Source organism: Cryobacterium sp. M25 (genome assembly GCF_002929635.1).
GTDB classification, from domain to species: domain Bacteria; phylum Actinomycetota; class Actinomycetes; order Actinomycetales; family Microbacteriaceae; genus Cryobacterium; species Cryobacterium sandaracinum.
The window spans coordinates 124703-148905 of record NZ_PJJU01000056.1 but is presented as its reverse complement, the minus strand read 5'-3'; the positions used below and the strand labels follow the sequence as shown (position 1 = coordinate 148905).

General features: G+C 62.9%; 22 protein-coding genes and 2 pseudogenes. 7 read left to right on the top strand and 17 right to left on the bottom strand.

All coding sequences use genetic code 11. From position 1 onward, the window contains the following. Nucleotides 1-24: 24 nt before the first annotated feature. From CXY81_RS12690 to CXY81_RS12675, 4 genes are all read right to left on the bottom strand, one after another. Nucleotides 25-348, bottom strand: a complete 324-nt coding sequence (locus tag CXY81_RS12690; protein WP_104169514.1) for a hypothetical protein — start codon at nt 346-348, stop codon at nt 25-27. Beyond that, nucleotides 345-1019, bottom strand: coding sequence for a DedA family protein (locus CXY81_RS12685; RefSeq protein WP_104169513.1), 675 nt, complete (start codon nt 1017-1019; stop codon nt 345-347). Before CXY81_RS12685 ends, CXY81_RS12690 begins: the two co-directional genes overlap by 4 nt. A 90-nt stretch (nt 1020-1109) precedes the next feature. After that, the gene (locus CXY81_RS12680) at nt 1110-2072 is read right to left on the bottom strand and encodes a sodium:calcium antiporter (protein WP_104195044.1); all 963 of its coding nucleotides are present in this window, start codon (nt 2070-2072) and stop codon (nt 1110-1112) included. After that, nucleotides 2072-2644, bottom strand: coding sequence for a Chromate resistance protein ChrB (locus tag CXY81_RS12675; protein WP_134542647.1), 573 nt, complete (start codon nt 2642-2644; stop codon nt 2072-2074). The genes CXY81_RS12680 and CXY81_RS12675 overlap by 1 nt, the downstream gene beginning before the upstream one ends. Nucleotides 2645-3180: 536 nt before the next feature. On the opposite strand from CXY81_RS12675, the gene CXY81_RS12670 reads away from it, so the two are divergent. After that, entirely contained in the window at nt 3181-3795 is a 615-nt protein-coding gene (locus tag CXY81_RS12670) for a recombinase family protein (protein WP_104169519.1), read from the top strand. Nucleotides 3796-4120: 325 nt separating this feature from the next. Here the strand turns inward: CXY81_RS12670 and CXY81_RS12665 are convergent. From CXY81_RS12665 to CXY81_RS12650, 4 genes and pseudogenes are all read right to left on the bottom strand, one after another. After that, nucleotides 4121-4468: pseudogene (locus CXY81_RS12665) on the bottom strand (IS5 family transposase); the annotation flags it as partial. Nucleotides 4469-4668: 200 nt separating this feature from the next. Next, a complete protein-coding gene (locus tag CXY81_RS12660; protein ID WP_233194155.1) occupies nt 4669-5448 on the bottom strand; it encodes an alpha/beta fold hydrolase in 780 nt (259 codons plus the stop codon). 202 nt (nt 5449-5650) lie between these two features. Continuing rightward, nucleotides 5651-6951, bottom strand: a pseudogene (locus CXY81_RS17560) (ISL3 family transposase). Nucleotides 6952-7298: 347 nt separating this feature from the next. Further along, entirely contained in the window at nt 7299-7883 is a 585-nt protein-coding gene (locus CXY81_RS12650) for a recombinase family protein (protein ID WP_104195042.1), read from the bottom strand. 1384 nt (nt 7884-9267) lie between these two features. Between CXY81_RS12650 and CXY81_RS16180 the strand changes: the two genes are divergently transcribed. Beyond that, nucleotides 9268-10041 (top strand): hypothetical protein, encoded by a 774-nt coding sequence (locus CXY81_RS16180; protein WP_146067694.1) that lies wholly within the window; start codon nt 9268-9270, stop codon nt 10039-10041. Nucleotides 10042-10374: 333 nt separating this feature from the next. On the opposite strand, the gene CXY81_RS12640 is transcribed toward CXY81_RS16180, so the two are convergent. The 4 genes from CXY81_RS12640 to CXY81_RS12625 all read right to left on the bottom strand — a co-directional run bounded on the left by CXY81_RS12640 (nt 10375) and on the right by CXY81_RS12625 (nt 14455). After that, entirely contained in the window at nt 10375-10986 is a 612-nt protein-coding gene (locus tag CXY81_RS12640; protein WP_134544687.1) for a TetR/AcrR family transcriptional regulator, read from the bottom strand. 1187 nt (nt 10987-12173) lie between these two features. Further along, complete coding sequence (locus tag CXY81_RS12635; protein ID WP_158252066.1) at nt 12174-12968, bottom strand: nuclease-related domain-containing protein; 795 nt, start codon at nt 12966-12968, stop codon at nt 12174-12176. Nucleotides 12969-13275: 307 nt separating this feature from the next. After that, nucleotides 13276-13557 (bottom strand): cell division protein CrgA, encoded by a 282-nt coding sequence (locus CXY81_RS12630; protein ID WP_233194154.1) that lies wholly within the window; start codon nt 13555-13557, stop codon nt 13276-13278. A gap of 388 nt (nt 13558-13945) precedes the next feature. Continuing rightward, entirely contained in the window at nt 13946-14455 is a 510-nt protein-coding gene (locus tag CXY81_RS12625) for a GNAT family N-acetyltransferase (RefSeq protein WP_104195037.1), read from the bottom strand. Nucleotides 14456-14653: 198 nt separating this feature from the next. On the opposite strand from CXY81_RS12625, the gene CXY81_RS12620 reads away from it, so the two are divergent. Then, nucleotides 14654-15124, top strand: a complete 471-nt coding sequence (locus tag CXY81_RS12620) for an N-acetyltransferase (RefSeq protein ID WP_104195036.1) — start codon at nt 14654-14656, stop codon at nt 15122-15124. 248 nt (nt 15125-15372) lie between these two features. Here CXY81_RS12620 and CXY81_RS12615 read toward each other — a convergent pair whose 3' ends face one another. After that, the gene (locus CXY81_RS12615; protein WP_233194152.1) at nt 15373-16287 is read right to left on the bottom strand and encodes a DMT family transporter; all 915 of its coding nucleotides are present in this window, start codon (nt 16285-16287) and stop codon (nt 15373-15375) included. A 44-nt stretch (nt 16288-16331) separates the two neighbouring features. On the opposite strand from CXY81_RS12615, the gene CXY81_RS12610 reads away from it, so the two are divergent. After that, nucleotides 16332-16820 (top strand): MarR family winged helix-turn-helix transcriptional regulator, encoded by a 489-nt coding sequence (locus CXY81_RS12610; RefSeq protein WP_104195034.1) that lies wholly within the window; start codon nt 16332-16334, stop codon nt 16818-16820. Nucleotides 16821-16950: 130 nt separating this feature from the next. Here the strand turns inward: CXY81_RS12610 and CXY81_RS12605 are convergent, their stop codons facing one another. Further along, nucleotides 16951-17235 (bottom strand): GNAT family N-acetyltransferase, encoded by a 285-nt coding sequence (locus CXY81_RS12605; protein ID WP_369828385.1) that lies wholly within the window; start codon nt 17233-17235, stop codon nt 16951-16953. A 257-nt stretch (nt 17236-17492) separates the two neighbouring features. Then, complete coding sequence (locus tag CXY81_RS12600) at nt 17493-18059, bottom strand: GrpB family protein (RefSeq protein ID WP_104195033.1); 567 nt, start codon at nt 18057-18059, stop codon at nt 17493-17495. A 115-nt stretch (nt 18060-18174) separates the two neighbouring features. Between CXY81_RS12600 and CXY81_RS12595 the strand changes: the two genes are divergently transcribed. After that, complete coding sequence (locus tag CXY81_RS12595) at nt 18175-18831, top strand: CatA-like O-acetyltransferase (RefSeq protein ID WP_104195094.1); 657 nt, start codon at nt 18175-18177, stop codon at nt 18829-18831. Nucleotides 18832-19010: 179 nt separating this feature from the next. Here the strand turns inward: CXY81_RS12595 and CXY81_RS12590 are convergent, their stop codons facing one another. Continuing rightward, nucleotides 19011-19799, bottom strand: a complete 789-nt coding sequence (locus tag CXY81_RS12590) for a hypothetical protein (protein ID WP_134544684.1) — start codon at nt 19797-19799, stop codon at nt 19011-19013. A gap of 254 nt (nt 19800-20053) precedes the next feature. Here CXY81_RS12590 and CXY81_RS16175 point away from each other — a divergent pair, with 254 nt between their 5' ends. Continuing rightward, nucleotides 20054-20176: a DUF2510 domain-containing protein gene (locus CXY81_RS16175; RefSeq protein WP_233194151.1), complete on the top strand. Its 123-nt coding sequence runs from the start codon at nt 20054-20056 to the stop codon at nt 20174-20176. Further along, nucleotides 20125-20448, top strand: a complete 324-nt coding sequence (locus CXY81_RS17070) for a DUF4177 domain-containing protein (RefSeq protein WP_233194150.1) — start codon at nt 20125-20127, stop codon at nt 20446-20448. The genes CXY81_RS16175 and CXY81_RS17070 overlap by 52 nt, the downstream gene beginning before the upstream one ends. 65 nt (nt 20449-20513) lie before the next feature. On the opposite strand, the gene dnaE is transcribed toward CXY81_RS17070, so the two are convergent. Continuing rightward, the gene (gene dnaE / locus CXY81_RS12580; protein WP_104195030.1) at nt 20514-23828 is read right to left on the bottom strand and encodes a DNA polymerase III subunit alpha; all 3315 of its coding nucleotides are present in this window, start codon (nt 23826-23828) and stop codon (nt 20514-20516) included. Between the last annotated feature and the right edge of the window lie 375 nt (nt 23829-24203).

Genomic DNA, 24203 nt, shown 5'->3' with positions numbered 1-24203 from the left:
TTGTGAGGTGTCCACCCAACGGGGTCAGGGCCACCTGGTCATGACGGCGTTCAGTAGTGGGTGGTCGAGTGCAGCAACGCCATCACCTTCTGTCACCGCCTCGTATACCTCGGTCGACACGGCGGTGAGAGCGATCGCGATAAGAGCACCGATCACCAAGGTCATAATCAGCGCCGCATGCGGGCCCAATCGACTGCTGACCCAGCGGGTGGCCCGCGCGAGGCGACGGCCAGAAGAGGTCCGCCAATTGGTGAGGTCGAGCCCGCCGACAAAGCGGTCGGCTCGCCGCTCGCCTTGGCGGGCTGCGTCTTCACCTGGGGCGTCCTTCTTGTCGGGCTGAGCGTTCATGCGTCACTCCTGGGGATGCTCTTATCGTTCCGGGTGCCTCGCTGCACGCGTCTGATGATGAGGAGCACGATAACCACTCCAATGGCGGCATAGACGGCGTAGTTGAGGTATTGCGAATACTGGTCGATGAGTGCGTACTGGGTTCCGAGGGCGCCACCCAAACCGATGAGAAGAACGTTCCAAAGAGCGCTTCCGGCGATGGTGAAGATGCTGAAGGTCAGCAGATTCATGTGTTCCGCGCCGGCGGGTAGGGAGATGAGACTGCGTACTCCAGGGATGAACCGTCCAAAGAACACCGCCGACCTACCGTGGCGGGAAAACCAGCCAGCGGCCTTTTCGAAATCCCTTCGGTCGACTAACGGAAGCTTCGATAACCAGTAGATGGATCGTTCCAGTCCGATGACGGCGCCTAAGTAGTAAAGAAGGAGACCGCCGACATAGCCACCTAATGTGCTTGTGATGACCACGAGCAGGAAGTTCAGTTCGCCCCGTTGGGACAGGAACCCGGCCAAGGGAAGAATGACCTCGCTCGGAATGGGCGGGAAAATTGTCTCCGCAAAGGTGAAGAGACCAACACCCCATTCGCCGAGATTAGCCATGAGGTCCGCTGCTATACCGACGATTCCAGAGAGACCGTCGGTTGCGGTGGATGCGGGCAATAGTTCGATCATTCAGTCTCTTATGAGTTGTAGTGACATTCGAGAGCGTTCTTTTTCGCGGCAGCCCAGGCTACGCGGGAGCGCTTTCTTATAAGAGCGGGGCTATGTTGAGGAAGTGGCCCCATAGAGTGCGTATCCTCCGACGATGAAGCCGATGTAGATGAGGATGAGGAGTGCGCCAGCCCAGCGTGGTAGCCGGCGGGCGAGGAGCAGGGCGGAGATCAGCACGATGGTGCCAACGGCGACCGGAAGGTAGAAATGCAGTGTCGCAGCGCCGACGGGTATGGGAGCGACCAGAGCGATCACGCCGGCATTTAAGAGAAAGAATGCAAGCACCGAACCGAGAACATTGCCGACGCTGATCTCACCGTGCCCGCGAAGTGCGGCAGGCACGGTGCGGGCAACTTCCTCCGCGCTGAGCGCCAGGGCGACGACGGTCATGCCGACCAATGTTTGGGACAGCCCGAACCGGGAGATCAGGTCGGTTGCGCCAGTGACAAGTATTTCGCTGGCGACGATCACCATGATGATCGACACCACCAGGAGAGCAGTGGACTTGCCCTTGCCCAGCCGCTCAGCCTTCACCATTTCCTTCGCAATCTCACCGGACGCCCTGATCGTCAGGCCACGCCGGGACAGCCAGATCAAGTACCCGACTGCGGCGACGTATCCGACGGTTAGGATCGCCCCGTCGACCCGAGACAAGATCCCGTCAAGAGCGAGCGTGCCGAAAAAAAGCACCGCCACAATCGGTACCGCGAGGACCTGCCGGGGGACCTGCTCAAAACGCATCGGCGCAACAACCCCGGCGATACCAAACGCCAACGCCACCGCAACCATCGCGGAGCCGAGGATCGTGCCCAACGCGATACCGCTATCGCCGCCAGCCGATCCGACCGCACCAACCGCGAGGTTCTCCGGGTCGAAGCCGAGAAACACTGCGCTGACCAGAAAGGTCGACAACCCGAAACCTCGGGCGAACCCCACCGTGCCCCTAACAAGCTGTTCGGAGAAGAAAACCACAAGGACCAGACCCACGACCACCAGGCCGATGGAGAGCCACATTAGGAATCCACCGTCGTATCTGTCGTCATGGCGGCCGCGCCGTCTTCTCCATGCTCGAGTACCATTCCGGAAAACGTCTCATAGGCTGCCTCGCACCGGGCAATAGCGTCACGGGCGTGTGTACCATCAGGGGCGTCGAAGAAGTCCCGCCGCGCCACCCGCTCAAGCCAACGGCGGAGCCGATCGAGGTTACTCTCGGTGTCCTCGAGCGCGGCGAAAGAGAAGCGGGAGCGTCCGGTTTCGCGACGAAATTCCTCCAGCAGCGCTTCGCACTGCTCTGTGATCTCGGCGTAGTCATGCCCGCGCTCGGCATTGAACCGGTCCTCAATGGAACGTTCAGTGTGCTCATCGATCCCCTGAGCGACCAACACGACGGCCGTTCCGTCGTTATCGAGGATCTCGGCCGCGAGCCTCTCGAACAGCGCGCGGTGCTCGTCGCGATTCGGCAGCGCGCACACGGAATCCTGCAGGTACAGCGCACCGGCAGCCTTGAGCTGGCGCCACACCGCCACCCGGTGCCGCGACGGATCCCGTCGCGCCCGGTACGTCAATAACACCCACGCTTGGTTCATGTAACCATGGTTACCACAGCTAGTCCGGCGACACAAGGAAGGGCCGAATCCGCCGGCTCACTGCGAGGACTGCAGTATGTTCACATCATTCCCAGACGAAGGCCAGGGATGCCCTCCCCAGATTAGACGATCACGGGACGATGACCCCCTGTCTGGATGTTCTTATGCCGCCGTGCTGGACTGGTTGCGAGGGGTCCCTCTTGAAAGCTCGAGGCCTTTGGCGTCGCGCATCTTGCACGTTGCAATCCGATTCGTATCCGAGGTGTCTTGAAACCTAAGTGTGTCGAAACACATGGGATACGAGACACTCGGGCCGCTGTGGAGTCTGCGAGCTCAGCTCAATGGGTCATCAAGCGATCGCACAATACCGGGTTCGGAAGGTGACATGGGTGGCCCTCCTGTAGCCGTTACTTTGGACTGTTTCTGCGTTGTTTGCGATACGGAGGCTGGATGACGGGTTGTGTGACAGTTTCTGTCTTCCTCGCGGGTGAGCCGCCTCTGTCGCGCAATCGAACGTATAAATGACAGGGGTCAGCATGCTCGTCGGGTACATGCGGGTTTCGAAGGCCGACGGGTCGCAGAGCACTGACCTGCAGCGGGACGCACTCCTGGCGGCTGGCGTCGATCAGGGCAACCTCTATGAGGACCGTGCTTCCGGAAAGAAGGACGATCGTCCGCAGCTGGCGGCCTGCCTGAAAGCTCTCCGCGAGGGGGACGCTCTCTTGGTGTGGAAGCTCGACCGTCTCGGTCGAGATTTGCGCCACTTGGTCAATACGGTGCATGACCTCACCGACCGCGGTATCGGCCTCAAGGTGCTCACCGGAGAGGGCGCAGCGATCGACACCACGACCGCGTCCGGCAAGCTCGTCTTCGGAATCTTCGCGGCTCTCGCTGAGTTCGAGCGGGCGCTCATCTCTGAGCGCACTGTCGCCGGGCTCGCCGCAGCGCGAGCACGGGGGAGGACGGGCGGGCGGCCCTTCAAGATGACGCCAGCGAAGGTGCGCCTTGCCATGGCCGCGATGGGGCAGAAGGAAACGAAAGTCAGCGACCTGTGTAAGGAGCTCGGGATCACTCGGCAGACGCTGTACCGCCATGTTTCACCGGCGGGGGAGCTGCGGTCGGACGGTGCGAAGCTCCTCTCGAAAAAGTAGTGGCCTGACCTGGTCACTGTCAGATGGGAACCTTCACCGGGACACTCGGCGACATAGTTCCTGCCGGAGGCACGGGTCTGTTTTGATGGCCTTATGGCAATCTTCTTCTTTGACGGTGACCAGACGCTGTGGGATTTCCAGGCGATGATGAGGCGGGCCCTGACAGCCACGATCGGCGAGCTTCGCAGGCTTCGGCCCGGGATCGGAGGAGATATGAGCGTCGAGGCGTTCGTCACCGACAGGGAGGTCGTCGCGGAACGGTTGCGGGGCCAAGTGAGCAACCTAGAGCAGGTGCGGTTCGAGGCCTTCAAGAAGAGCCTCGCCCGCGGGAAAGGTTGGTGCCATGCTGGTGGGCGCGGTTGACCGTGGAATCCACCGACACCTCCCAATTGATCAGCCCGGCGGCGTCCGCCCGGGCCAGCAGCGAAGCAAGGGCCTTGTCCCAGGTCCCGTCGGCACTGTAGCGGCGGTGGCGTTTCCAGACCGTCTGCCACGGCCCGAAGTGCGGCGGCAGGTCCCGCCACGGGATGCCGGCCCGATACCGGTAGATGATCCCCTCCGTCATAAGACGGTGATCCTTGAACGGACGGCCCAACTTCCCCGCCGATTCAGGCATCAACGGGGCAATCTGCTTCCACTGGGCATCCGACAACACGGCGTAACGAGGGCTCACTCCTCCATCCTGCCGATGAACAGCCCATCATTGGGAGACACGCCCTAGCGGTCACGGTCCAGGTGAAGCCGGTTCCCCAATTCGGAACCGGCGACGTCGATGCCTCCCGAGACCGGGGCATCATCCCCAGCCGTCGCCGGTTCCACCTTTCTGAAGCCAACTCAGCCGTAGGTGGCTCCGCCCGGGCGCTCAGCCGCAGCTCAGCCGGTGCTATCGAGAATCAGGCGCGCCGCTTCCGTTGGTTGGTCCCAGTGCGGGAAGTGACCGCAGTTTTCGAACCAGTGCAGCGTTGCATCCGGGAACAGCTCCGTGGCCCGCGCCGCCTCACTGGGAGCGGTGACCTTGTCCTTCCGCCCCCATCCAATGACCACTTTGCCCTTGAGTGAACCGGCCGGTGCGCCTTCCTGGCGGGGTCCGTGAATCAGCGCGTTGAGGGCCGGGTCCAGGCTGGTCGATGTCTTGAACCCGCGAAGCTCGTGCAGGACCAGATCCTGTGGCAGCTTCCAGGGGTGGGCGGAGAACTGTGCCAACAGGGCCGTGCGGCCCACAGGGTTGCCCGTGAGGAAGGGGAGCGCCGGTTGGATGCGGCGCACCAGTGCGACGGATGCCTTGATGCTTGCACCAAAGATCGCTGCCTGGCGGTCATTCCAGAATCCACCAGGGTCCAGTGCGACCGTGGTGCCAGCGTGCCCTCGGCGTGCCATTTCCATCACCATCCGGGCGCCCATGGAGCTGCCTACCAGATCAAGGTCACCCAGTTCCGCGTCGCGGATAAAGGCTTCGACGGAATCGGTCAGCGTGGCAATGGTGGTTTCGCCGGTCAGCGGCGCGGATTCGCCGCAACCGGGGAGGTCGACGGCGATGACATCGCGTTCAGCGGCCAGCGCCGGGATTACCGGGTTCCAGTTGCCAATACTGGAACCGAGCCCATGGATCAGGAGGAGTGGCTTACCGGAGCCTTGCCGGGTTGAGTGCAACATGACTTCACTGTAGGGGCAGTGCAACATATCTGGCCAGAGGTTATCTGGCCAGAGGCCCGACGGCACAGCGATACGCCGTTAGGCAGCGCATCCAACATGTCTTGGATCAAACACATCTCAGGTCGAACACGCCTCAGGCAGGGGCGAAGAGTTCCAGCGCCACGTTGTCGGGGTCCCTGAATTCCAGGATGTAACCGGCTCTTCATAATTGAGGGTGTAGTTGGAGCCTGAATCCTCCGGTTTCCAGGAGTGAGCGGGCGACATAGTTGGCGAGGTTGCGGAATCTCAGGGCTGATCCGCGGAGGTGTTCGAGGCGGCATTGGATCGCCTCGGTGGGCCCGTTGGAGGTGCCGGGCCGGTCGAAGTGCGCCAAGACGTCTGCGGCTCGTTTCTTGAGGGTGCGTCCGAGGGTGACGAGCTCGGTGAGGGCGGCCGGGACGCCGTGGCTGACCGATTCGATGAGCTTCTCCATCGACTCCCGTCCCTTGATTCGGTCCTCGTCTCGGTAGGCGTTGATCATCCGCTGGTAGATGCCCCAGGTCGCTTCGACCTGCACGTGCGTTTCGGTGGCGAACAGGTCGGTCAAACGTTGTTGCTGTTTGTCGGTGAGCAGGTCCGCGCCGGTGTGCAGGGTGCGCCTGGCGGAGTAGAGCGGGTCGCCTTTGCCCCCCCCGATGCCCGTGGACGGCTGCTGGACGCGGCGCCGGCAGCCGTCAAGGGCGTCCCCGGCCAGACGCACGACGTGGAACGGGTCCATGACCGCCATGGCGCCGGGTAGTTCTTCGGTGGTGGCGGTTTTGAAGCCGGTGAACCCGTCCATCGCGACGACTTCCACGTCGTCTCGCCAGGCCGGTCGGCGAGCCAGGTCCTGAACACTGCCTTGGAGCGTCCCTGGACCATGTCCAGCAGCCGCGACGGGCCCGTCCCATCGCGGATCGGAGTGAGGTCAATGATCACAGTGACGTACTTGTCGCCCCGGCGGGTATGCCGCCAGACGTGCTCGTCCACGCCGATCATCCGCACCCCGTCAAACCGTCCCGGATCATCGATCAGGGCCCGTTTGCCTTCCGCCAGGACCGCGGTGTTCGCGGTGTTCCAGGCCACGCCCAGGCCCTCAGCGACCCGGGCGACGGTCAGATGCTGACACACGATGCCCGTCAGCGCCCACCGCAGGCCCCGCCGGGAGAGTTTCGCCCGCGGTTCAGCGACCTTCGTGGTGTCCTGCCGCCACACATGCCCGCACCCGCCGCAGCGGGAGCGGCGTACCCGGACCAACAGCGTGGTCGGACGCCAGCCCATCGGTTCGTGCGCCAGCCGACGAGCCACCGTGTCTCTCGCTACACCTCGGCACCCGCACCGCCGGCACCACTCATCCGTGTCGACCACTCGACACACCAGCACCGCACGAGCCGGCTCAACGAGCTGCCCCACCGCTTCGAGGCCGAGCTCATCAAGGCGGCAAAACGTGGTCAGGTCAGGGGCATCAAAGGTAGCGTTGAACACGTCGAGGTCGTCCGGATGGACAGCGTAGGAACTTCCATCATCGGAAGACCTCGACGCCTACCCCGCGACCGACGCGCCACCTTCCTACACCCTCAATTGCGAAGAGCCCTCAATAAGAGATCCTAAAAAATGTGACCGTAATCCGAAATGGTGCTCAATCGCAGCTTGGGTAGGCAGTCCCATCGATCCGCAAGAGGGACGGTGACCGGGACACCCGCTCGGATGAAGAGCGCCGAGGGTCGATCTGTCATTTTCCGAAGTCGTCCACCCAATGTCCATGGTGTTCTCCGGGTTGTGCAGGCGAGTGTGAACACTGGCTTTTCCGTGCTCCTCTGCACGGCGCACGTTCAGGCGGCGGTGTCCCCGGCGCGCTTGATTGCCCGGTAGACCGTGGACCTGGCGACGCTGAAGAGTTCAGCGATCTGCGCGGTCGTGTGTTCGCCCCATTGGTAGACCTCGACCAGGTGCTTCTCCTGCGCCGGAGACAGTTTGGGTTGTTTGCCACGGAGCCGGCCGGCCGCTTTGGCGACTTGCATGCCTTCGCGGGTGCGAGCTCGGATGAGGTCGGCCTCGAATTCAGCGACCATCGCGAGCACGTTGAAGAGGAGTCTACCGACCGGGTCGGTGGGGTCGTGAACGGAGCCGCCGATGCTGAGCTTCACTTCACGCAGGGTGAGGTCGTCGACAATGTCTTTGGCATCGCGAAGTGAACGTGCCAGCCGGTCGAGCTTGGTCACGACGAGGGTGTCGCCGGCCCGGCATGCGGCCAGCGCTTCGCGAAGACCTGGCCGGGCCCGGTTCGTTCCGGTGAGGCCTTGATCGGTGAACGTCTTTTGGAGTGAGACTCCGAGGGCGGCGAGGGCGTTCTTCTGGGCGGTGAGGTCTTGGTCGTTGGTGGATACGCGTGCGTAGCCGATAAGCATTCCGGTCATGCTTCAGGAGTGTACCGTTTAGCCCCCCTTCACCGGGCATTTTCTCGGGCGGGGCATACGGGAATCGGACGCTCCCGGAACTATGCGGATCACCTTCGGCGCTCCGTGAGCGTTCGGGTGTCCCGGTGACCGTCCGGCTTGCGGGCGCTCGGCCAGGTGGCGCGTAGCGGCCGACCCGACCTCTCGAGCGGCGCATCGCGCCCTGGAGACATCCCGTGCCAACCGACTCTGAGAGATGATGTCATCTTTCGAAGAGGGTGAGCCAGATCCATAGACCGGACAGGAGGACGGAGATTCCAAGGCCGACGCTCAGTCGCAGCCAGATCGGTCGAAGCCACGGCGTGAGCGCCAAAGCCGCGAACATGAGAAGCCCTGCACCAAGCGCCACGTTTACCGCGGCCGGCGCACTCGGTGACGCAAACCCACCGGGGTCACCAAGGCACCCGTCAATCCCGCACCGGTCGAAGCCAACCAAGCGAGCCGCCACATATCCAGGAGCGAAGGCGAGGGGCACCGTCCAGACGAGGTGCAGACTGTTCCGGCTGAAATGAGGCCGCATGAACCGAGGGCCAGGCTTTGCTCCGCGCGGCTGCGTCGACATGCCGCAAGAGTAGAGGTAGCACGTCGCGTTCGCCGGCAAGCTGGACCACCGAGACCGAATCGTTCGTTGAAGGTTCCTCTTGCGGGGAACATCACGACAGTGGGCACTTCACTCTTGGGTTATAGGACGCTGACGCCCCGGAGCGTCGTGGGTGTACAACTCAGTGCGCCAAATAGCGATCAAAGAACGCCGCCACAGAGCGCAAAAAGTCACACTCAACCAGCGCCGACGACCAGGTAGATGCGCCAAATAGCGATCACATTTCGCCGCCACATAGCGCCGAAAGTCACAGATCTGCAAAGGCGACAAGAGAGAGTCGTGAGACACCTCATATCCCTAGGGTTACGAGACGCTGTAGTTCTCCCGGACAAAAATAGTCGGTTCCAATGGCATTGCAGTTGTCCGCACTTTGTACCCAGTTCAGGGTGCACTTCTAGCGAGGCTGTAGGCGGTGGATATCGTGTGCCTTAGGTTCTTCGGTGTGGGGCATATGCCTGACATATCTCTTCGAGAACACTCAGAGCTGAGCTGATTCTGCTCTTGGTGAACTACCACAGAAACTGGGATTCAATGAACATCCGTAAGTTCAAGTGGGTCTACCCAGTGAATCGCCCATTCCTTAGGCGTGCTGCTGTGGTCTTCGGCGTAGCTCTGACGCTGACGACCACTGGGTGCACGTCAGACGCGCAACAGACCGAACCAGCACCTTCGTCATTTGCATTCTCGGGAGTTACGCCACCAACGCCAGACCCGCTCTTGGCGTACGCCCAGAACCCACCCGTAATGGTGGCAATGGCTCGAGCGGAAACCGCTCTGACTCAAGAGTGCATGACGCAGTTTGGCTACGAATTCAAGCCCGAAATGGATTTTGACAAGTACGCCGAAAGTTTCCTGGTATCCGATGCGCGACTCTACGGTATTACGGACCCTGTGGTGGCAAAGGTGTACGGGTACTTGCCCGCGCCCGGCAATTCGGCCATTCCAAACGCCAATGCCGCGCTTGCGGGTCCCAACTTTGATCTTGTCCTGATCGGCGTCGACAATGGCGAGGCCCCGACTCCCGAGGTTCTGTCGAAATCGCCCGGTACGTTGGGGGGAATTGAAATTCCCGCTGGCGGATGCCTCGGCGATGCTCGGCTGAAAGTGACTGGGAATGTATCGGGCAACGCGCTCGATTCCGAAACTCTTGGCCAAGATCTTCACATTCAGGCGTGGCGAGCTGCGATGCAGGACGAGAAATTGGCTGCTGCGAAAAATGCGTGGGCCAGGTGCATGGCCAAAGGCGGTTATACCGGCATCGATCCGATCGGTGGCCCCGAGAAGTTAAGCGGACTCGGCGAGGACGGTACCATCAATCCCGCTTCCGATTCCGAAGTGAAGCAGGCATTGGTCGACATCGAGTGCAAACGCACTACCGACTGGGTGAAGACAGCCAATGCGGTGCATGTCGACTACGCGCTGCGCGCGATCAACGAGAATCAACTTGCTTTGGAAGATTCCAAGAATTTCTTCGACAACGCACTTGAGAACGCAAATGACGTTATCGCCAATGGCTAGGGCAGGTAGATACTCTCGCACCGAGAGTGTTGCTAGGCGAGACCGAGATCATCAGTGTCGGCAGCGCCCCACTAGAGGCAGAGACGAGTGACGTGACGTCGAAGTTTGCCGCGTTCCCCAAGCGCCACGACGTCAATGGCCTGGCCTGACGGCCCATTCGGGCAACCGCAACGGCGTGGTGGAGGAGAACTACCACACCTGCGCGATTCGCGAATGACGCAAGAATCGTGCGTTCAGATGTGAGCCGCAAATACGCTGACGTGCCTCATAACCGAGGCGCCTCATAACCCATCGTTTGTACGACATGCCCAGAAGTGGAGGAGCGCGTGTCTCTTACCGTGTGAACCTGTTGGGATGCTTTACGCCGAGTGTTTTGAGGGCGCGTGTGAGCATTTCTTCGATTCGTTCGGGGAGGTCGGCGCGTTCCGTGAGTCGATTGGAGATTTCCTGCACGCCGTAGAAGTACGCGACCAGGTGCCACGCCTCCTGGTCATGGTCCAGGCCGGCAGGTATCTCTTCGGCGGCCTCGGCCTCGCGGAGTAGCAGCCCTATGCGCGCGACCCAGCCGACATACGGTGTTGGCAGGGTGGCTGGGATCAGTTGGTACTCCCGCATCAGTCGCACTGCGGCCCGCACGCGGACGTCGTTTTGGAAGGCGTCGGCCACGCCCCGGATCGAGGCGACGATCGCTTCCATCCCGTGAATAGGCGGGGCATCGTCGAGCACGTTGGCGAATGGTGCTCGGGAGAACGCGGAACGTATGAGGTCTAGGGCGATATCCGACTTGGCGCTGAAGTGGTACTGAACCTGGCCCTTTCCAGTCGCTGCCGCATCGGCGATGAGGCCAATCGAAGCGCCTGCGTAACCACGGTCGGCGAATTCAACCGCAGCGGCGGCCAGAATGCGCTCGCGCATCTCGGCCGGCCGAGAATCGTTGCGTGCCAATCGTGCCTCCAGAGATTAACCAAAGTCCGAGTCTGACCGCTGTGGTGTTGACTCCGTAAACGAGGCCACATCCGGACGGACATCCGCTAGCAGTGCTGTATAAGCGTAGCCATCACCCCCGAAAGCCCGCGCCCCAGAGTACTGTACGATCGTACAAGTCCCGGCGAGATTAACGTCTCGATGCAATGTGGGGATACCGGGGGGTCCGGGACGATGGCTTCCCCAGTCAGATTTATCTCTGACTGGGGTCGCCAACCCGACTGCTTCACGGGTCAGAGCGAAGACGGCGTCAGATGACTGCACCGCTGCAGTTGCACCGCCGCTTCGAGCGGCACGCCTCGCGCGGCGGCAGCTGGCGGCTTACTGGACCGCGTGCAGGCCAGGAGCGGGCCGAACGGCTGCGCGCCTGCTCGGCTGAGCGTCCAACGAGTTCCGTCGTAGCCGCGAAAAAGCCCCGGCGTCGCTGCACCTGGGGGAGGTGAGGAATCTGCCGCGGCCAATCCTTGTGGAGTGGGGGGACTCCGTCGTCAAGGGTACGAAGGATCGGCAAAATACCGGCTGGGCGAGCCCGCGTGTCGATGAATAGCTATCAGACCGACTCGACACCAAAAGAGACCACCTGGAGGAGTCGCCTGAACGTGGTTGGAGTCCGCACGGAAGCGTCATGCCTTCGCTCCTCGAGCTCGCCAATGACGTGACCGGTGTCACCTCGTTCACGATCACCGTTTGGCTCCTTGAAGCAGCCGGCGCGGTTACGCCTGGCTACGGTCCGGCTGTCGATGCCCTGCATGAACGGCCTCCTCGGGCCGCAAATCGACCTGTCCACCCCGCCACGGCAGGATCGTGCCGACGCGGGATGCTCCTGATGACAGCTGAATCCGGCGTGAGTACGCTCCACTTCCACATCTGGATGACGTTGTCCACAGCCTCTGCCTCGACCACAACCCGCTTCCGCTCCGCGGCTCGACGTGCCCGGACTTACCCTGCCACGTCGAGCAGGTCCCACATTTGCTCGCCGGCCACTGACCCCGCGGGCGCCGGTGCGCCGGGTTCGGCCGCGGATGAGGGCATAGTGGGTGCGGATTATGCCGCCCCGACCTGCGCCTTCGCATCGTGGAAGAACACCACAGCGGCATCGGAAACACTCCACCCATCAACCGCGTACACAAGGTCTCTGGGAGCTACACCTAGCGGGTGCTGACGTACCAAATGGTCAGCCCGACGCAGACTGCGACGAGCTTGATGATCTCGGCCTGTCTCTTCTCCTTCGCCTTCTGGGCTCTCTTGCTGGGCCAGGCGGCGCGGGGCTTCACCGCCGTTGGCTGACGGGTGCGCGTGGTTGCAGGGGAGGCCGTGGTGCGCAGCCGCAGAATGACGGGCGGCGTTGCCTCGTCCACGACGCGGTCGCTGAGCGCGTGGAATGCTGCGGTGATCTCGGCGGGTTCCTCGATGGAGTGTGGGCCCGCGTGCCACGTCCCGGGTTGCGCTGCCGCGGCGACGATGACGGCGACCTGTTGGACGCTGAAGACGGGGCGGCCGCTGACGGTGGCGCAGAGGTCACGGGAGTCGATGATGCGCAGTTCGACACCGTCGCCCTCGGGCGGGGCCTTCCGGGTGATGCTGGCCGGGTCGACGAGCGCGATGACACCGCAGACGGGGACCGTCATCCCGGTCGCCAGGGAGAGCATCTTCTCCGCGCGTTTCGCTTCGTGGCTGGCGTTCCGAATGTACGGCTGCTTGTGATTGCCGACCATGAACCCGCGCCCGGCGACCCAGATTTTCTGGCCCGCGTGTCGTTTCGTGTTGATGGTGAACACCCCGGATTGGCTGATAACGACGTGGTCGATGTCACTCTCGCCCTTCCCGACGGGAACGGAGTGCAGAACGGTCCATTCCGGGCCGAGCTGCGCGAGGTGCGCGCCGACCTGGATCTCTCCGAGCGCGCCGATCCGCCACGGCACAGCGGCGTCTGTCAAGAGCACGGCGCCGGTCTCGGGGACGATCTCTCCGGATTGCGCTTGACGGCGGAGTACCTCGATCATGAGGCCCTGCCCGGGGACGTTGCCCCGGAGGTCCCGGATGACCCGGGGCGCCGCTCTGCGCCCGGCTGCGGTCGTGTGCGGGCGTGCCGGTGTCTGGTCTGCTGCCGCCTGGTCTGCTGTCTGGTTCCCTCCCCCCTGGGATTCCATGACTACTGCCGTTCGCTCGGGTCGCCACAAAGAAGGCATTGATCCTTGTCTGGACCTTCGGCGATGTTCAAGGTCATCCGGCCAGCCGGTGAGGCGTTGCTCATGCTGTCTGCCTATGCCCGGCGCCGCTGCCGGGAACCGCTGACAAGAAGGAGAATCCCGCAATGAGCATCGGGATTCCCGTGACGAAGAAGAAGCCGCCCCCGAGGAGGTTCCACGATCCCAGGGCGGCGATCGGCAAAGTGCCCTGGGAGACGTAGAACATGACTATCCAAGCGAAGCCCAAGAACCCGCCCAGGATGGCAAGCACGAGCAGTATTGCACCCGTGACCGTGCGCCCCGTCCCTGTGGATTTGTCCGGTGCGATGGCGGTATTTGACACTGTGGCCCCCAAGATTTTGTTCAGCTGATCAGCAAGAGTACCGAGCGAAACGCCAAGGACCGGATGGGAGTCGCACAGCCCCATCTCGATTTGGAGTCAATCCACCAGAGCGGGAAGAGACAGCGCCTGCGACCCTTCATAGTCCGGGCACCGCATGGCTGGGCAACCCGGTTCCGATGCTCCGATTCGGCCTTCGACTCTCGTGCTCTCGGGCCGTGCGGCCCAGCTTCCCCCAACCAAAGTCAGGCGGGACGGCTTCCGTGCCGTCCGTGACTCCGACGCCACTACACCGACCAGGCCGGGCAATGGACCCCGCCGCAGTTTCGATCTGCGCCGGTGCGCGCTGAGGGAACCCTCTCCGGAGCGTTCTATCGGCATTCGGCGTTTGTTAGGACACCCACCGTGTCTCGCCGTCTTTCTCGGTGGAGGTCGGACGTAGCGCTTGATTTCGAGCGACGCCAATCGAGGCCCGGTGCTCCGGATGGATATGTGCGATGAAACGGTTAACCTCGTGTGCTCGCAACCATCCGATCATCATCTGGGTAGCTTCTGAGGCTATGCCTTGGCCTTGGCGCCTCGGCGAAATGACCCAGGCGATCTCAGCAACGAGCGTTGAACCGTCGCACTCGACGGTTGCCTGCACGAAACCGGCTGGCTCACCGGTGTCTCGGTAGGTGACTATCCAGTTCAGCCACCATTGAGAACCGTCATCAGACTGCCCCACGGTCTGTGCGGCATATCTGCTGTGGAGCAGGCCTGGTGACGGGGCTTCGCCGCCGGTGTACTCGCATAGCGACGGGTCGGCCAGAACGTCGACCATCGAAGCTGCATGGTCCACCGCGAGTGGTTCAAGCAGGAGCCGCTCAGAGCAGACGGGTTCAGGTTGAGGCCAATCCATCTCCTGAGAATGGCACAGGCGCCGTTGGACGGATCACATGGGCCATTGGTGGAGCGGATCTCGCCCCAACGGGGACGCGCTAAGCGCGAGAGATCTGGGCCAGTGCCTCACCCAAGAGTTCATGCCCTCGTGCCTGTCCGCGCCCTGCCCTCGGAATCCGTCGGTGCAACTCGACGGTCAGCCTGGAAGAATTGAGAGATGACCGTAACCCTTCAACGAATCCTCGCCAGCGACTTCCCGACGTGGATTGAGCAAAGCAGCGCGGAGTACGTCGGTGACTTACTTGCCCAGGGTCGATCACACGAGGAAGCTCGGCGCATCGCGGTCGAGAGCATGGCGCGTTCGTTCCCGGAGGGCACTCAGAGCCCCGGCAATGAGGTCTTTCACGTCACGAACGAGGTTGGTACGGCAGTGGGATATCTGTGGATCGGGCAGGATGTCACCACCGACCCGGGGGCGTGGTGGGTCTGGGACGTTTTCATCAACGCCGACCAGCGTGGCCAGGGTCATGGGAGAACAACGATGCTGCTCGGCGAGGAATATGCACGCTCCCACGGTGCGCGCTCTCTCGGCCTCAGCGTCTTCGCATTCAACACCGGCGCCAGGCGACTTTACGATTCCCTCGGCTACGAGACAACCTCGGTGAAGATGCTCAAGAAGCTCGACTGAGCCTTCTCTTCGCTATCGCTGGTTGGCGTCACTGCAGGGCAGCGCCGAGATGGACACCCGTAGGTGGAACCCTTTGGGGGGCGCTCCCGAAGCGCGGGTGATTTCCGGGGGAGAGGTGGATAAAGTTTGCGGCGGAGTGAGTTATCCACGGTCGGAGCGAGGCGATAGACGGAGATTGTCGATCAGGAAACCACCAGGGAAACCGGTGAGCGCGCGCATCCTGCTCTCTCACGCTGCAGGAATGACCGTCACAAGCTCATGTCGCACCGGCGGGTTCCTTCACGGGTTCTGCCCCCAAGGCGGCGAGGTTTCGTGGCTTTGGAAAGGGCAACGGCGATCGAAACCAGGACGATGAAGATTCCTGCAATTTGCAGTGGGGCGAGGTCCTCGCCTCCGATCATCCAACCGAGGAGTAAGGCCACCACCGGGCTGAGTAGGCCGAGGAAAGCTGGAGTGCTCGCGGGAAGACGTGCGACGCCGCGAAACCACAGGACATAGGCGAACGCGGTTCCGACCCCAGACAGATAGGCGTACCCCATGATGTTTTGTGCTGTCAGCGGCGCGGTCGGGAGACCCTCGATGACCAGCAGGATGACCAGAAGGGTGAGTCCTCCCGTGAGGAGTTGCCATGCGGTTGTGGTCAGCGGGGGTGCCGGCTGCCCCCACTTCTTGGAAAGCACGATCCCGGATGCCATGGATAGCGTGCCGGCGACGGCGGCCAGGACGCCGATAGTGTCAAGGCGCGCTTGCGCCTGAAGCACGATGAGACACACGCCGAACACTCCGGTCATGCCGGCCGCTGCCACGCGCCAGGTCAGGTTCTCGTTGAGTACACGGGTCGCCAAGACCGCGACGACGAGAGGCTGAAGCGCGCCCATGACGGCGGCCACACCGCCGGGGAGCCGGTAGGCGGCAACGAAGAGCAACGCAAAGAACGCGCCAATATTGAGGACGCCGAGTACCCAGGACTTCCACCACCATTCGCCGCGCGGCAGCTGGCGGCACAGCAGCAGGAGTAAGGCTCCGGCAGGAAGCGCGCGCAACGTTGCCGCGAGCAACGGCCGGTCCTCCGGCAAGTACAACGTGGTCGTCAGGTATGTGGTTCCCCACAGTGCGGGGGCCACGGCCGTAGTCATCAACAGGAAAACTCGATTGCTAAGCACTTAGCCATATTACCTAAGTGCTTAGCAATTGCTAGTCTGGGCGCATGGCAAACCATGTGGATCGAATCCTGGAGCAGTGGCATTCCGAGAAACCCGATCTCGATGTTTCACCGATGGCGGTCATCGGTCGGTTGACTCGAGCAGCAGTCGCCGTCGAATCGCGCCTGGCCACGACATTCGCTCGCCATGCTTTGGACTCCGCATCATTTGATGTGCTCGCCACGCTGCTGCGAAGTGGTTCCCCCTATCGGATCGCTCCGGTGGAGCTGGCGCGTGACGCGATGATTTCTACGAGCGCGGTCGCCCAGCGGCTGAACAAGCTCGAAACGCGCGGGTTGGTCAGTCGGGAGGCAAATCCGAATGACGGCCGCGGCACGCTTGTCGCGCTCACCGATTCCGGACGCGAACTCATTGAGGCGGCATTGCCCGACCACCTCGAGACCGAGCATGCGATCATCGCGGCACTCAGCGTCGAGGAGCAGGCGAACCTCGCTGTGCTTCTTCAACGAATCCATGAAGCTGCCAGCTCCTAACAACCGCCACCCCGCTTTCGCGTAGTCCCTAAGACGGACGTCCACGGACGCAGATTCGGCGCCAATGCGCCGAGGTTCCGAAATATCGGGGGAGTGGCGTTTGGGAACCCCGTACGGGATCTCTTCCGGGTCAGATCGCTGGAATGGGGGCCGTCCGTGCCATCCATTTCTCGGGCTGAGCGAGGGGCTCGAAGCCGAACTTCTCGTAGAGGCCGTGAGCATCCCCGGTCGAAAGTATGACGCGCTTCAAATTCAAGTCGTCGAGCATCGAACAGATGTTATTCATGAGTGCAGCTCCGACGCCGTGTCCGCGGACTTTCGGATCAACAAAAACGTCACAGAGCCCAGCGAAAGTCACCGAGCCTGTCACGACTCGGGCATACGCTACTTGCCGTCCGCTGATTGAGTCGAACATGCCGAAGTTGATGGATGCATCGATTGCAGCATCCTGGACGCGGGCGCCCCTGCGCCCAGTGGGCCTCTTCGCTCAACCATGCGTGGATCAGCTTCCGATCCATGTCACCAGCGCGTGAAGAGAACCGGTAGGTGTCATTCATCATGAACCCACTGAACCGGAACAGAAGATGAGACGCAAACCGATTTAATCGACCGTCCGGCGACGAGGGGCGCATGAGCCGAACCTTCGCCGGGACTTGTTTCTCTGGGGACGGTTCAGCTGGTGGGCTGGCCTGCTCGCCAGTTGCGTGCATGGGTCAGTATCTGCTGGATGACGGCACTCTTGGCGTCGGCGTAGTGGTTCATGTCGCTCCATGTGTTGGCCGCGAGCATCCGCTTCGTGGATTCGTAGAGTGCACGGTCGGCCGCGCCGACCCGGAGCCAGTCGCGGAGGTCGAGGTAGTCGATCTGCTCAGCGGTCTCTGGCGGAAGGACGTGCACGTGGAAGTCCAACTCCGCCGTGCGGAGCATCCGGTGGCCGTGTTCTCGGACGCGGAGCCACAACCCGATGGATTCCATTGGCACAAGGTAGGACTGCTCGTCGTCAATGTCGGCCACGACAAGCAGGATGTCGATCACCGGTTTCGCCGCCAGTCCAGGGACTGAGGTCGAACCGATGTGTTCGACCGACAGCGCAGCCGGGCCCAAGGAATCCTGGATCTTCTTAGCCATGGAAGCTGCTTTGGAGGGCCATGTGTCGTCGTAATCGACGATGACGATCGCCCGTTGCTCACGACCACCGATCAGGATGGTGTCGAGTTCCGTGTCTCTTGCCTGGTCCATCCGTCGAGTTTGGCACGACAGACTCGGCCGTCGAGGCCTGACTGAAGTCCGGCAGCAGCGGAACGCTCACTGGTGCTGACCGATGGGGAGGGGTGCCCGCCTTAGGCTCGTGGGCATGACAGAAGCGCGCGCGATCGATCTGGACAAGTGGCCTCGGCGGGAGCACTTCGAGCACTACCTCACGCGCGTCGAGTGCACGTACGCCATCACGGTGGAACTCGACGTCACGGAGATGGTGGCGGCGCTCCGCGTCGTTCCGTGGAAAAGCTATATCGCGCAGATCTGGGCCATCGCCTCAGTAGTGAATCGTCACGTCGAGTTTCGGATGACTCTCACAGACGAGAAGGTTCCCGCGACCTGGGACATCGTGCACCCTGCATTCACTGTCTTCAATCCCGAGCGAGAGACGTTCGCCAACGTCTGGTCCCCATTCCACGCCGACTTCTCGACCTTCCACGAGCACACAGCGGACGTTTTGGAGAGATACCGCACTGCCACGTCGTTGCAGCCGCAGCCGGATATGCCTGCAAATATGTTTGATATATCAAGCGTTCCGTGGGCGTCGTTCACTGGGTTCAGTCTGCAGATACGGGACGGATGGAAGCATCTATTGCCGATATTCACCCTAGGTCGGTACCGGGAGACCGGGGGGCGAACCGTGATGCCTGTCGCCATTCAGGTGCACCATGCGGCCGCTGACGGTTTCCATACGGCTCGCCTTGTTCAAGAGCTGCAAGTTCTATTTTCCGACCCATCGTGGCTCTCCAAATAACGCTCCATGGGCACGGAATTCGCCGCCAGGGCTTCGAGCCGACGTTGAACGGCGGGTGCCATTTGGGAACCCCTTACGGCAAGCCATTCATCCCCATTTATGCGACCTCTGCGGGCGCTCGCTTAGGCCCGTGTGCGCGAGAGTGACCTGCCTCCTTCCGCGGAGTACGACCGCGACCTTCAGCCGACAGATGCGTCGTGGGTCCTAAGGCCAGCAAGGAATTCGCGACGCTGGAGCAGTCGTTCAATCGAGTGCAGCGCCTTGAGAACGAAATACAATGCCATCTGGTCGGAATTCGTCAGTCGCAAGACGAGGTTGTCGTCGTCGCCCAACGGAAGCTCTTCACGCTCCAGAACTCCCATGCTCGCCCACGACCGGCCGTGAGCGAAGCCAGACGCGAGACGCCACTCAAACTCAGCCGCTTCGCGGCCAGCCGCCTTCAGCTCTTTGAAGACGGACGTGATTGTGAAGTTGCTGATCGCCGAGCTCGCCGAGATACCCCTGACTTCAGCGATGGCACTCAGACGTTCAAGTTGCCCGGCCAGGTCTATGGCGCTGAAATGTGCCGTGGCCCGGTGTTGATCGCGAGCATCCTGTGCATACCAGCGCAAACTCCGACTGATCCGCTCATTACGACTAGCGGGCGAGATCACCCACAACCCCGTTACCGCGTTCTCAATTGCGTTGCGCGCAAGTGTGGCCGGAGCTGACGTGTGCAGCAGCCGGGCGTCCCACACAAGCGCCTTCAAAGCATGAAGGTGGTCAATCGCGGAGAAAAGGCACGCGTTGGCGACGTACGTCACCGAATATGGAGCTGCTCCTCGATCGTCACCTGTGAAGGCACTGCCCGTGACAACCGGGAAAGGCTCCGATTCTCCAATCCGGGTGGCCAGAACATCGATGAGCGGGGCTATCTCTCGCCACTTCGAATGAAGAATCTCGTCAGGGATTCGGGCTAATTGCTCCATGACGCGACAGTAGCGCGCTCACCGAAGCTTCAGCGACGAAGGAGATCCGCGACATCCGCTTCGGCTGCGACTCCGCGCTGCTGGGCGACAAGATCGAGACTTTCACCTACTCGGAAGAACAGTCCGTGCTGCAGCAGCAGGTGCGGATGGGTTAGGTCTCGACGCCTGAGGCAATCGGTGCCGCCAGGGATACCGGCTGATACGTTGTAGCGCACGTCCAGGCGCGTCGCGACCTGACGGACTGAAACGAGGCAATGGTGGCGAACGCAGCAGCAGGTTGGTACGATGACGGTTCGGGTCACCAGCGACGGTGGGACGGCGAGCAGTGGACGAATGTCTGGCAAGAGGAGGCATCGGTGAACAGTCCGCCGCGCTGATCGACCACACCAAGTCGGAGTCCGTCGCGGTAGGTCGACCACGCCCAGCGCAATACGGGCAGAGCTACGTCATGTTGCAGGTGGTGCTGAAGGAGAAGCTATTCGGTACCGGATCTGGCAACCTCACCGAGCTAGAAAAGTCCATCAACGCGCAGGCCGCCCTCGGCTATCGACTGCACACCATCACGACGTCAGCCTCAGGCAGTAAGGGCCTCGGGGGCGGCGACCGCATCCAGGCCACGCTGGTCTTCGAGCGACTCGGGATCAGCTGACGTCTATCGGCACCCGATCAGGCGCGTCTAAAGGCCGGCCCATCCCGTGAATAGCGTCCGGAACCTCACGCCCTTCGTCTCCACATCTGAATGACGTTGTCCGCGGCCTCTGCCTCGACCACAATCCGCTCCTGTTCCCGCTCTGCGGCCTGGCGCGCCCGGACTTTCCCTGCCACGTCGAGCAGGTCCCACATCTGTTCGCCGGTTACTGACACCCCGCGGGCGCCGGTGCGCCGGGTTCGGCCACGGATGAGGGCGTAGTGGGTGCGGAACACGGGTGCTCCGATCTGTGCCTGTGCGTCGTGGAAGAACACCACGTTGGAGACGGGCCCGGTGCCGTCGTCGAGCGAGAGGAAGACGACGCGTTTGCCGCTTCGCATCGGGGGAGTGTGGGTGGCGCGGCGGACCCCGGCGACCAAGACCTCGGTGCCGCCCGGCAGGTTCACAAGCTCTGACGCCGGGGTGACTCCGAGCTCTTTGAAGAGCAGGTAGAACCGGGTCATTTGGTGCTGGCTGACGGCGAGGCCGAGGTCTCGGAGTTCCACGTCTGTTTGGGTGCGGCCGCGGAGGTCGAGGGCAGTGACCGATCGGTAGAAGTCGGGCAGTGGCAGTTCAATGTCGAAGGCGAGCTGGTCGGGGCCGACGGGGAGGGCCCTGCCGCCGAGGCCTTGGATGTGGGCGAGGAGGTCGCCGCGGCGGGCGCGGTCGTAGCCGATGAACGAGTCGAGGGCGCCGACCCGGGCCAACGCTTCGAACGTGCGGCGGCGTGGCCGTACGCGATCGCGGAAGTCCTGCAGGGACGAGAACGGTTGGTGCTCGGCGATGCGCTGCCGCTCCACCGCGCTGGATCCGGCGAGTTCGGGCAGGGCCAGGCGGATGGCGAGCTGCCCGTCGTCCAGCTGCTCCACCCGGTAGTCCAATGCGGATTTCTGGACGTCGAGGCCGAGGACGGGGACGCCGAGGTTGCGGGCTTCGGCGACGATCAGGTCCTTGGGCCACATGCCGGGGTCGTGGGTGAGGAGTCCGGCGAAGAACGTCGCTGGGTGGTGCGTTTTCAGCCAGGCGCTCTCGTACGTGGTGCGGGCGAACGCGGCCCCGTGTGCCTTGGCGAACCCGAAACTGCCGAACCCGGACAGCACCTTCCACGCCCGATCGACAACCGGCGCCGGGAACCCCCGGACCGCGGCCTGCTTCCGCACGTACGCTTCGATCTCGGCGAGGTCGCCGGATTTTCCGAGGTGCCGGCGGAACACATCGGCCTTACCCATCCCGCAACCGGTCAGCTCGTCGAACAGACGCATCACCTGCTCGTGGAAGACGACGACGCCGTTGGTTTCGGCCAGGAACGGTTTGAACCGCGGATGCATATGGTCGGGTGCGACTTCCCCGTGCCGCGCCTTCAAATACTGGAGGGGCATGTTCGCCTGCATCGGTCCGGGGCGGAACAAGCTGATCTCCACAGTCAGGTCATTGAAGACTCCCGGTTGGAGCTTCCCGATCAGTTCCATCTGCCCGGGGGATTCGAGCTGGAAGACGCCGAGGGTGCGGGTGGTGCGGAGCATTTCGTAGGTGGGTTCGTCGTTGAGGGGGACCCGGTCCAGGTCGATGGTCTCGCCGGTGAGGCGCCGGTGCTCCTCGATCGCGTAGGCCATCGCCGACTGCATCCGGACGCCGAGGATGTCGAGCTTGATCAGGCCCATGGGGTCCATGTCGTGTTTGTCGTACTGGGACATGGGCAGCCCCATCCCCGACCGTTGCACGGGCGTCCGGTCAAGGAGAGACGTGTCGGAGAGGATGACGCCGCACGGGTGCACGCTGATGTGCCGGGGGAGCCGGTCGAGCTTCGCGGTCAGGTCCACCAGCTGGTCCAACTGCTGCGACTCGCGCACCTGCGCGGCGAGATCCGCGAGCTCCGGTTTCTCCTCGAGGGCTCGGCGGAAGTCGCGGGCGTTGAACCGCCACATCTGCTTGGCGATAGCCGAGACCTGCTCCTGGGGCATGCCGAGGGCGAGCCCGGCGTCGCGGACGGCGCCTCGCCCCCGGTACGCGTTGGTCATCGACATCAGCGACACCCGGTCGGCGCCAAAGACCTGGAACACTTCCCGGTAGATGTCATGGCGCCGCGCGGATTCAACGTCAAGGTCGATGTCGGGGAGAGTCTGGCGTTCGGGGGAGAGGAACCGTTCCCAGATCAGGCCGTTCTCGATCGGCTCGACCGACGAGGTGCGGAGCGCGTAGTTGAGAACGGACCCGACGCCGGAACCACGCGCCTGCACCCGGACGCCCATGCCCCGGATCAGGTCCGCGACACGGGCGACAGTCAAGAAGTACGCCGCGAACCCGAGGTGTTCGACCGTCTCCATCTCATGTGCCAGCTCCAAATGTGCGGCTCGGGCGAGGGTGGTGCCGGCGTAGCGGTCGTCGATGCCGTGCCGGGCCCGCCGCCACAGCTCCGCGACGGGGTCGCCGACCACTCCGATGATCGAGGCTTCCGGCATCCGTGGTGTGCCGAGTCCGATGTCCGCGGCCGGGTCGAGGGCGCACTGGTCCGCCAGCTCGCGTGTGGTCCGCAGCAGGTCGTCGAGAGCGTCGGGGTTCCGGGCGCCGGCGTCGACAACCATGCGCGCGACCTGGCGCATGTGCGTCCCGTCTTTAAGCCAGGCCTGGCCGTTCGCCTGCGGTTCCTCGAGTTGGGCGAGCGGGGTGAGGAGCCGGGTGGCGTCGGCGAGGTCTGCGGTCGTCGCGTCGCCCGGCTCGCCGTAGCGGACGGCGTTGGAGAGGATGGCGGGGGTCCCGGTGTCCTCGGCGAGTCCTAGCATCCGGGTGGCCGCGGCCACGGAACCGCGTTGCCCGGTCGGTGCCAGGTGGCAGACGACCTCGAGGGTGACCGAGCCAATAGGCATGACGCGGAGCCACGCACGCAACCCTGCAACTGACTCCGGGCTGTCCCGGCGTTGCGCGGCGAGCCCCACGTCAGAGAGCGGCCCGAGGAGCACGGTGAGGGCACGGCCCTCCGCCCAGGTGGCGAGACGTCGCCGGTCAATGCTCGGCACCCGACCTGCCTCGTGCGCGGAACTCACGGCCCGGCAGAGTGCCGCGTACCCGCGGCCGTCCCCGCCGTGGGCGAGCAGGGTCACCCGGCCAAGCGGCCGGTGCTCATCATCGTGGACGGCCAGGTCCGCGCCGAGGCCTGGCCGGATCCCGGCGGCCGCGCACGCCCGCACATGTTTGACCGCCCCGTACAGCCCATCCCGGTCGGTCAGGGCGAGGAAGTCCGCGCCGGCACCTGCCGCCTGGTCGACGAGGACCTCGGGCATGGTCACGCCATAGTGCGGGGAGTATGCGGAGGCAACGTGGAGGTGCGGGAAGCTCTGTCGCATCCGTACCTCCAACCCTTGCTATCGAACGTTTATTCGATATGGGGAGTGTAGGTCTGGGCTCTGACACTGACAAGTGTCTATCTGCTGCATCGCGGGTTCAGAACCTCTGAACTCGCCGACACGGTGACGCCCTACCTAGCCAGAGCGCAACCGTGTTGTCGATGTCAGCAGTTTTGCTCGACCCCATCGGTGTTGCCGGTCTGTAGGACGACATGGTCATGCCGCAACTGGCTGCTGGCAGCGAGGAAGCTTGTCTACTCGTCGAGTAGCGCGATGTTCGGGGACCGAGGGAGGTTTCTTTCTCTCTACCCGGGCTGGTCTACAGCTCTGAAAGGGGGCTGGAGGCAGATGCCCGGCCACCCTTATGCTGTGGTC

Coding starts and splice junctions, on each gene's coding strand:
- CXY81_RS12610 (WP_104195034.1), top strand. CDS start 16,332: ATGGCAAACCATGTGGATCGAATCCTGGAGCAGTGGCATTCCGAGAAA.
- CXY81_RS12620 (WP_104195036.1), top strand. CDS start 14,654: ATGACCGTAACCCTTCAACGAATCCTCGCCAGCGACTTCCCGACGTGG.
- CXY81_RS12690 (WP_104169514.1), bottom strand. CDS start 348: ATGAACGCTCAGCCCGACAAGAAGGACGCCCCAGGTGAAGACGCAGCC.
- CXY81_RS12685 (WP_104169513.1), bottom strand. CDS start 1,019: ATGATCGAACTATTGCCCGCATCCACCGCAACCGACGGTCTCTCTGGA.
- CXY81_RS12675 (WP_134542647.1), bottom strand. CDS start 2,644: ATGAACCAAGCGTGGGTGTTATTGACGTACCGGGCGCGACGGGATCCG.
- CXY81_RS16175 (WP_233194151.1), top strand. CDS start 20,054: ATGGTGGCGAACGCAGCAGCAGGTTGGTACGATGACGGTTCGGGTCAC.
- CXY81_RS12680 (WP_104195044.1), bottom strand. CDS start 2,072: ATGTGGCTCTCCATCGGCCTGGTGGTCGTGGGTCTGGTCCTTGTGGTT.
- CXY81_RS12650 (WP_104195042.1), bottom strand. CDS start 7,883: ATGACCGGAATGCTTATCGGCTACGCACGCGTATCCACCAACGACCAA.
- CXY81_RS12605 (WP_369828385.1), bottom strand. CDS start 17,235: ATGTTCGACTCAATCAGCGGACGGCAAGTAGCGTATGCCCGAGTCGTG.
- CXY81_RS12595 (WP_104195094.1), top strand. CDS start 18,175: ATGACAGAAGCGCGCGCGATCGATCTGGACAAGTGGCCTCGGCGGGAG.
- dnaE (WP_104195030.1), bottom strand. CDS start 23,828: ATGCGACAGAGCTTCCCGCACCTCCACGTTGCCTCCGCATACTCCCCG.
- CXY81_RS12660 (WP_233194155.1), bottom strand. CDS start 5,448: ATGTTGCACTCAACCCGGCAAGGCTCCGGTAAGCCACTCCTCCTGATC.
- CXY81_RS12670 (WP_104169519.1), top strand. CDS start 3,181: ATGCTCGTCGGGTACATGCGGGTTTCGAAGGCCGACGGGTCGCAGAGC.
- CXY81_RS16180 (WP_146067694.1), top strand. CDS start 9,268: ATGGTGGCAATGGCTCGAGCGGAAACCGCTCTGACTCAAGAGTGCATG.
- CXY81_RS12600 (WP_104195033.1), bottom strand. CDS start 18,059: ATGGACCAGGCAAGAGACACGGAACTCGACACCATCCTGATCGGTGGT.
- CXY81_RS12590 (WP_134544684.1), bottom strand. CDS start 19,799: ATGGAGCAATTAGCCCGAATCCCTGACGAGATTCTTCATTCGAAGTGG.
- CXY81_RS12625 (WP_104195037.1), bottom strand. CDS start 14,455: ATGGATTGGCCTCAACCTGAACCCGTCTGCTCTGAGCGGCTCCTGCTT.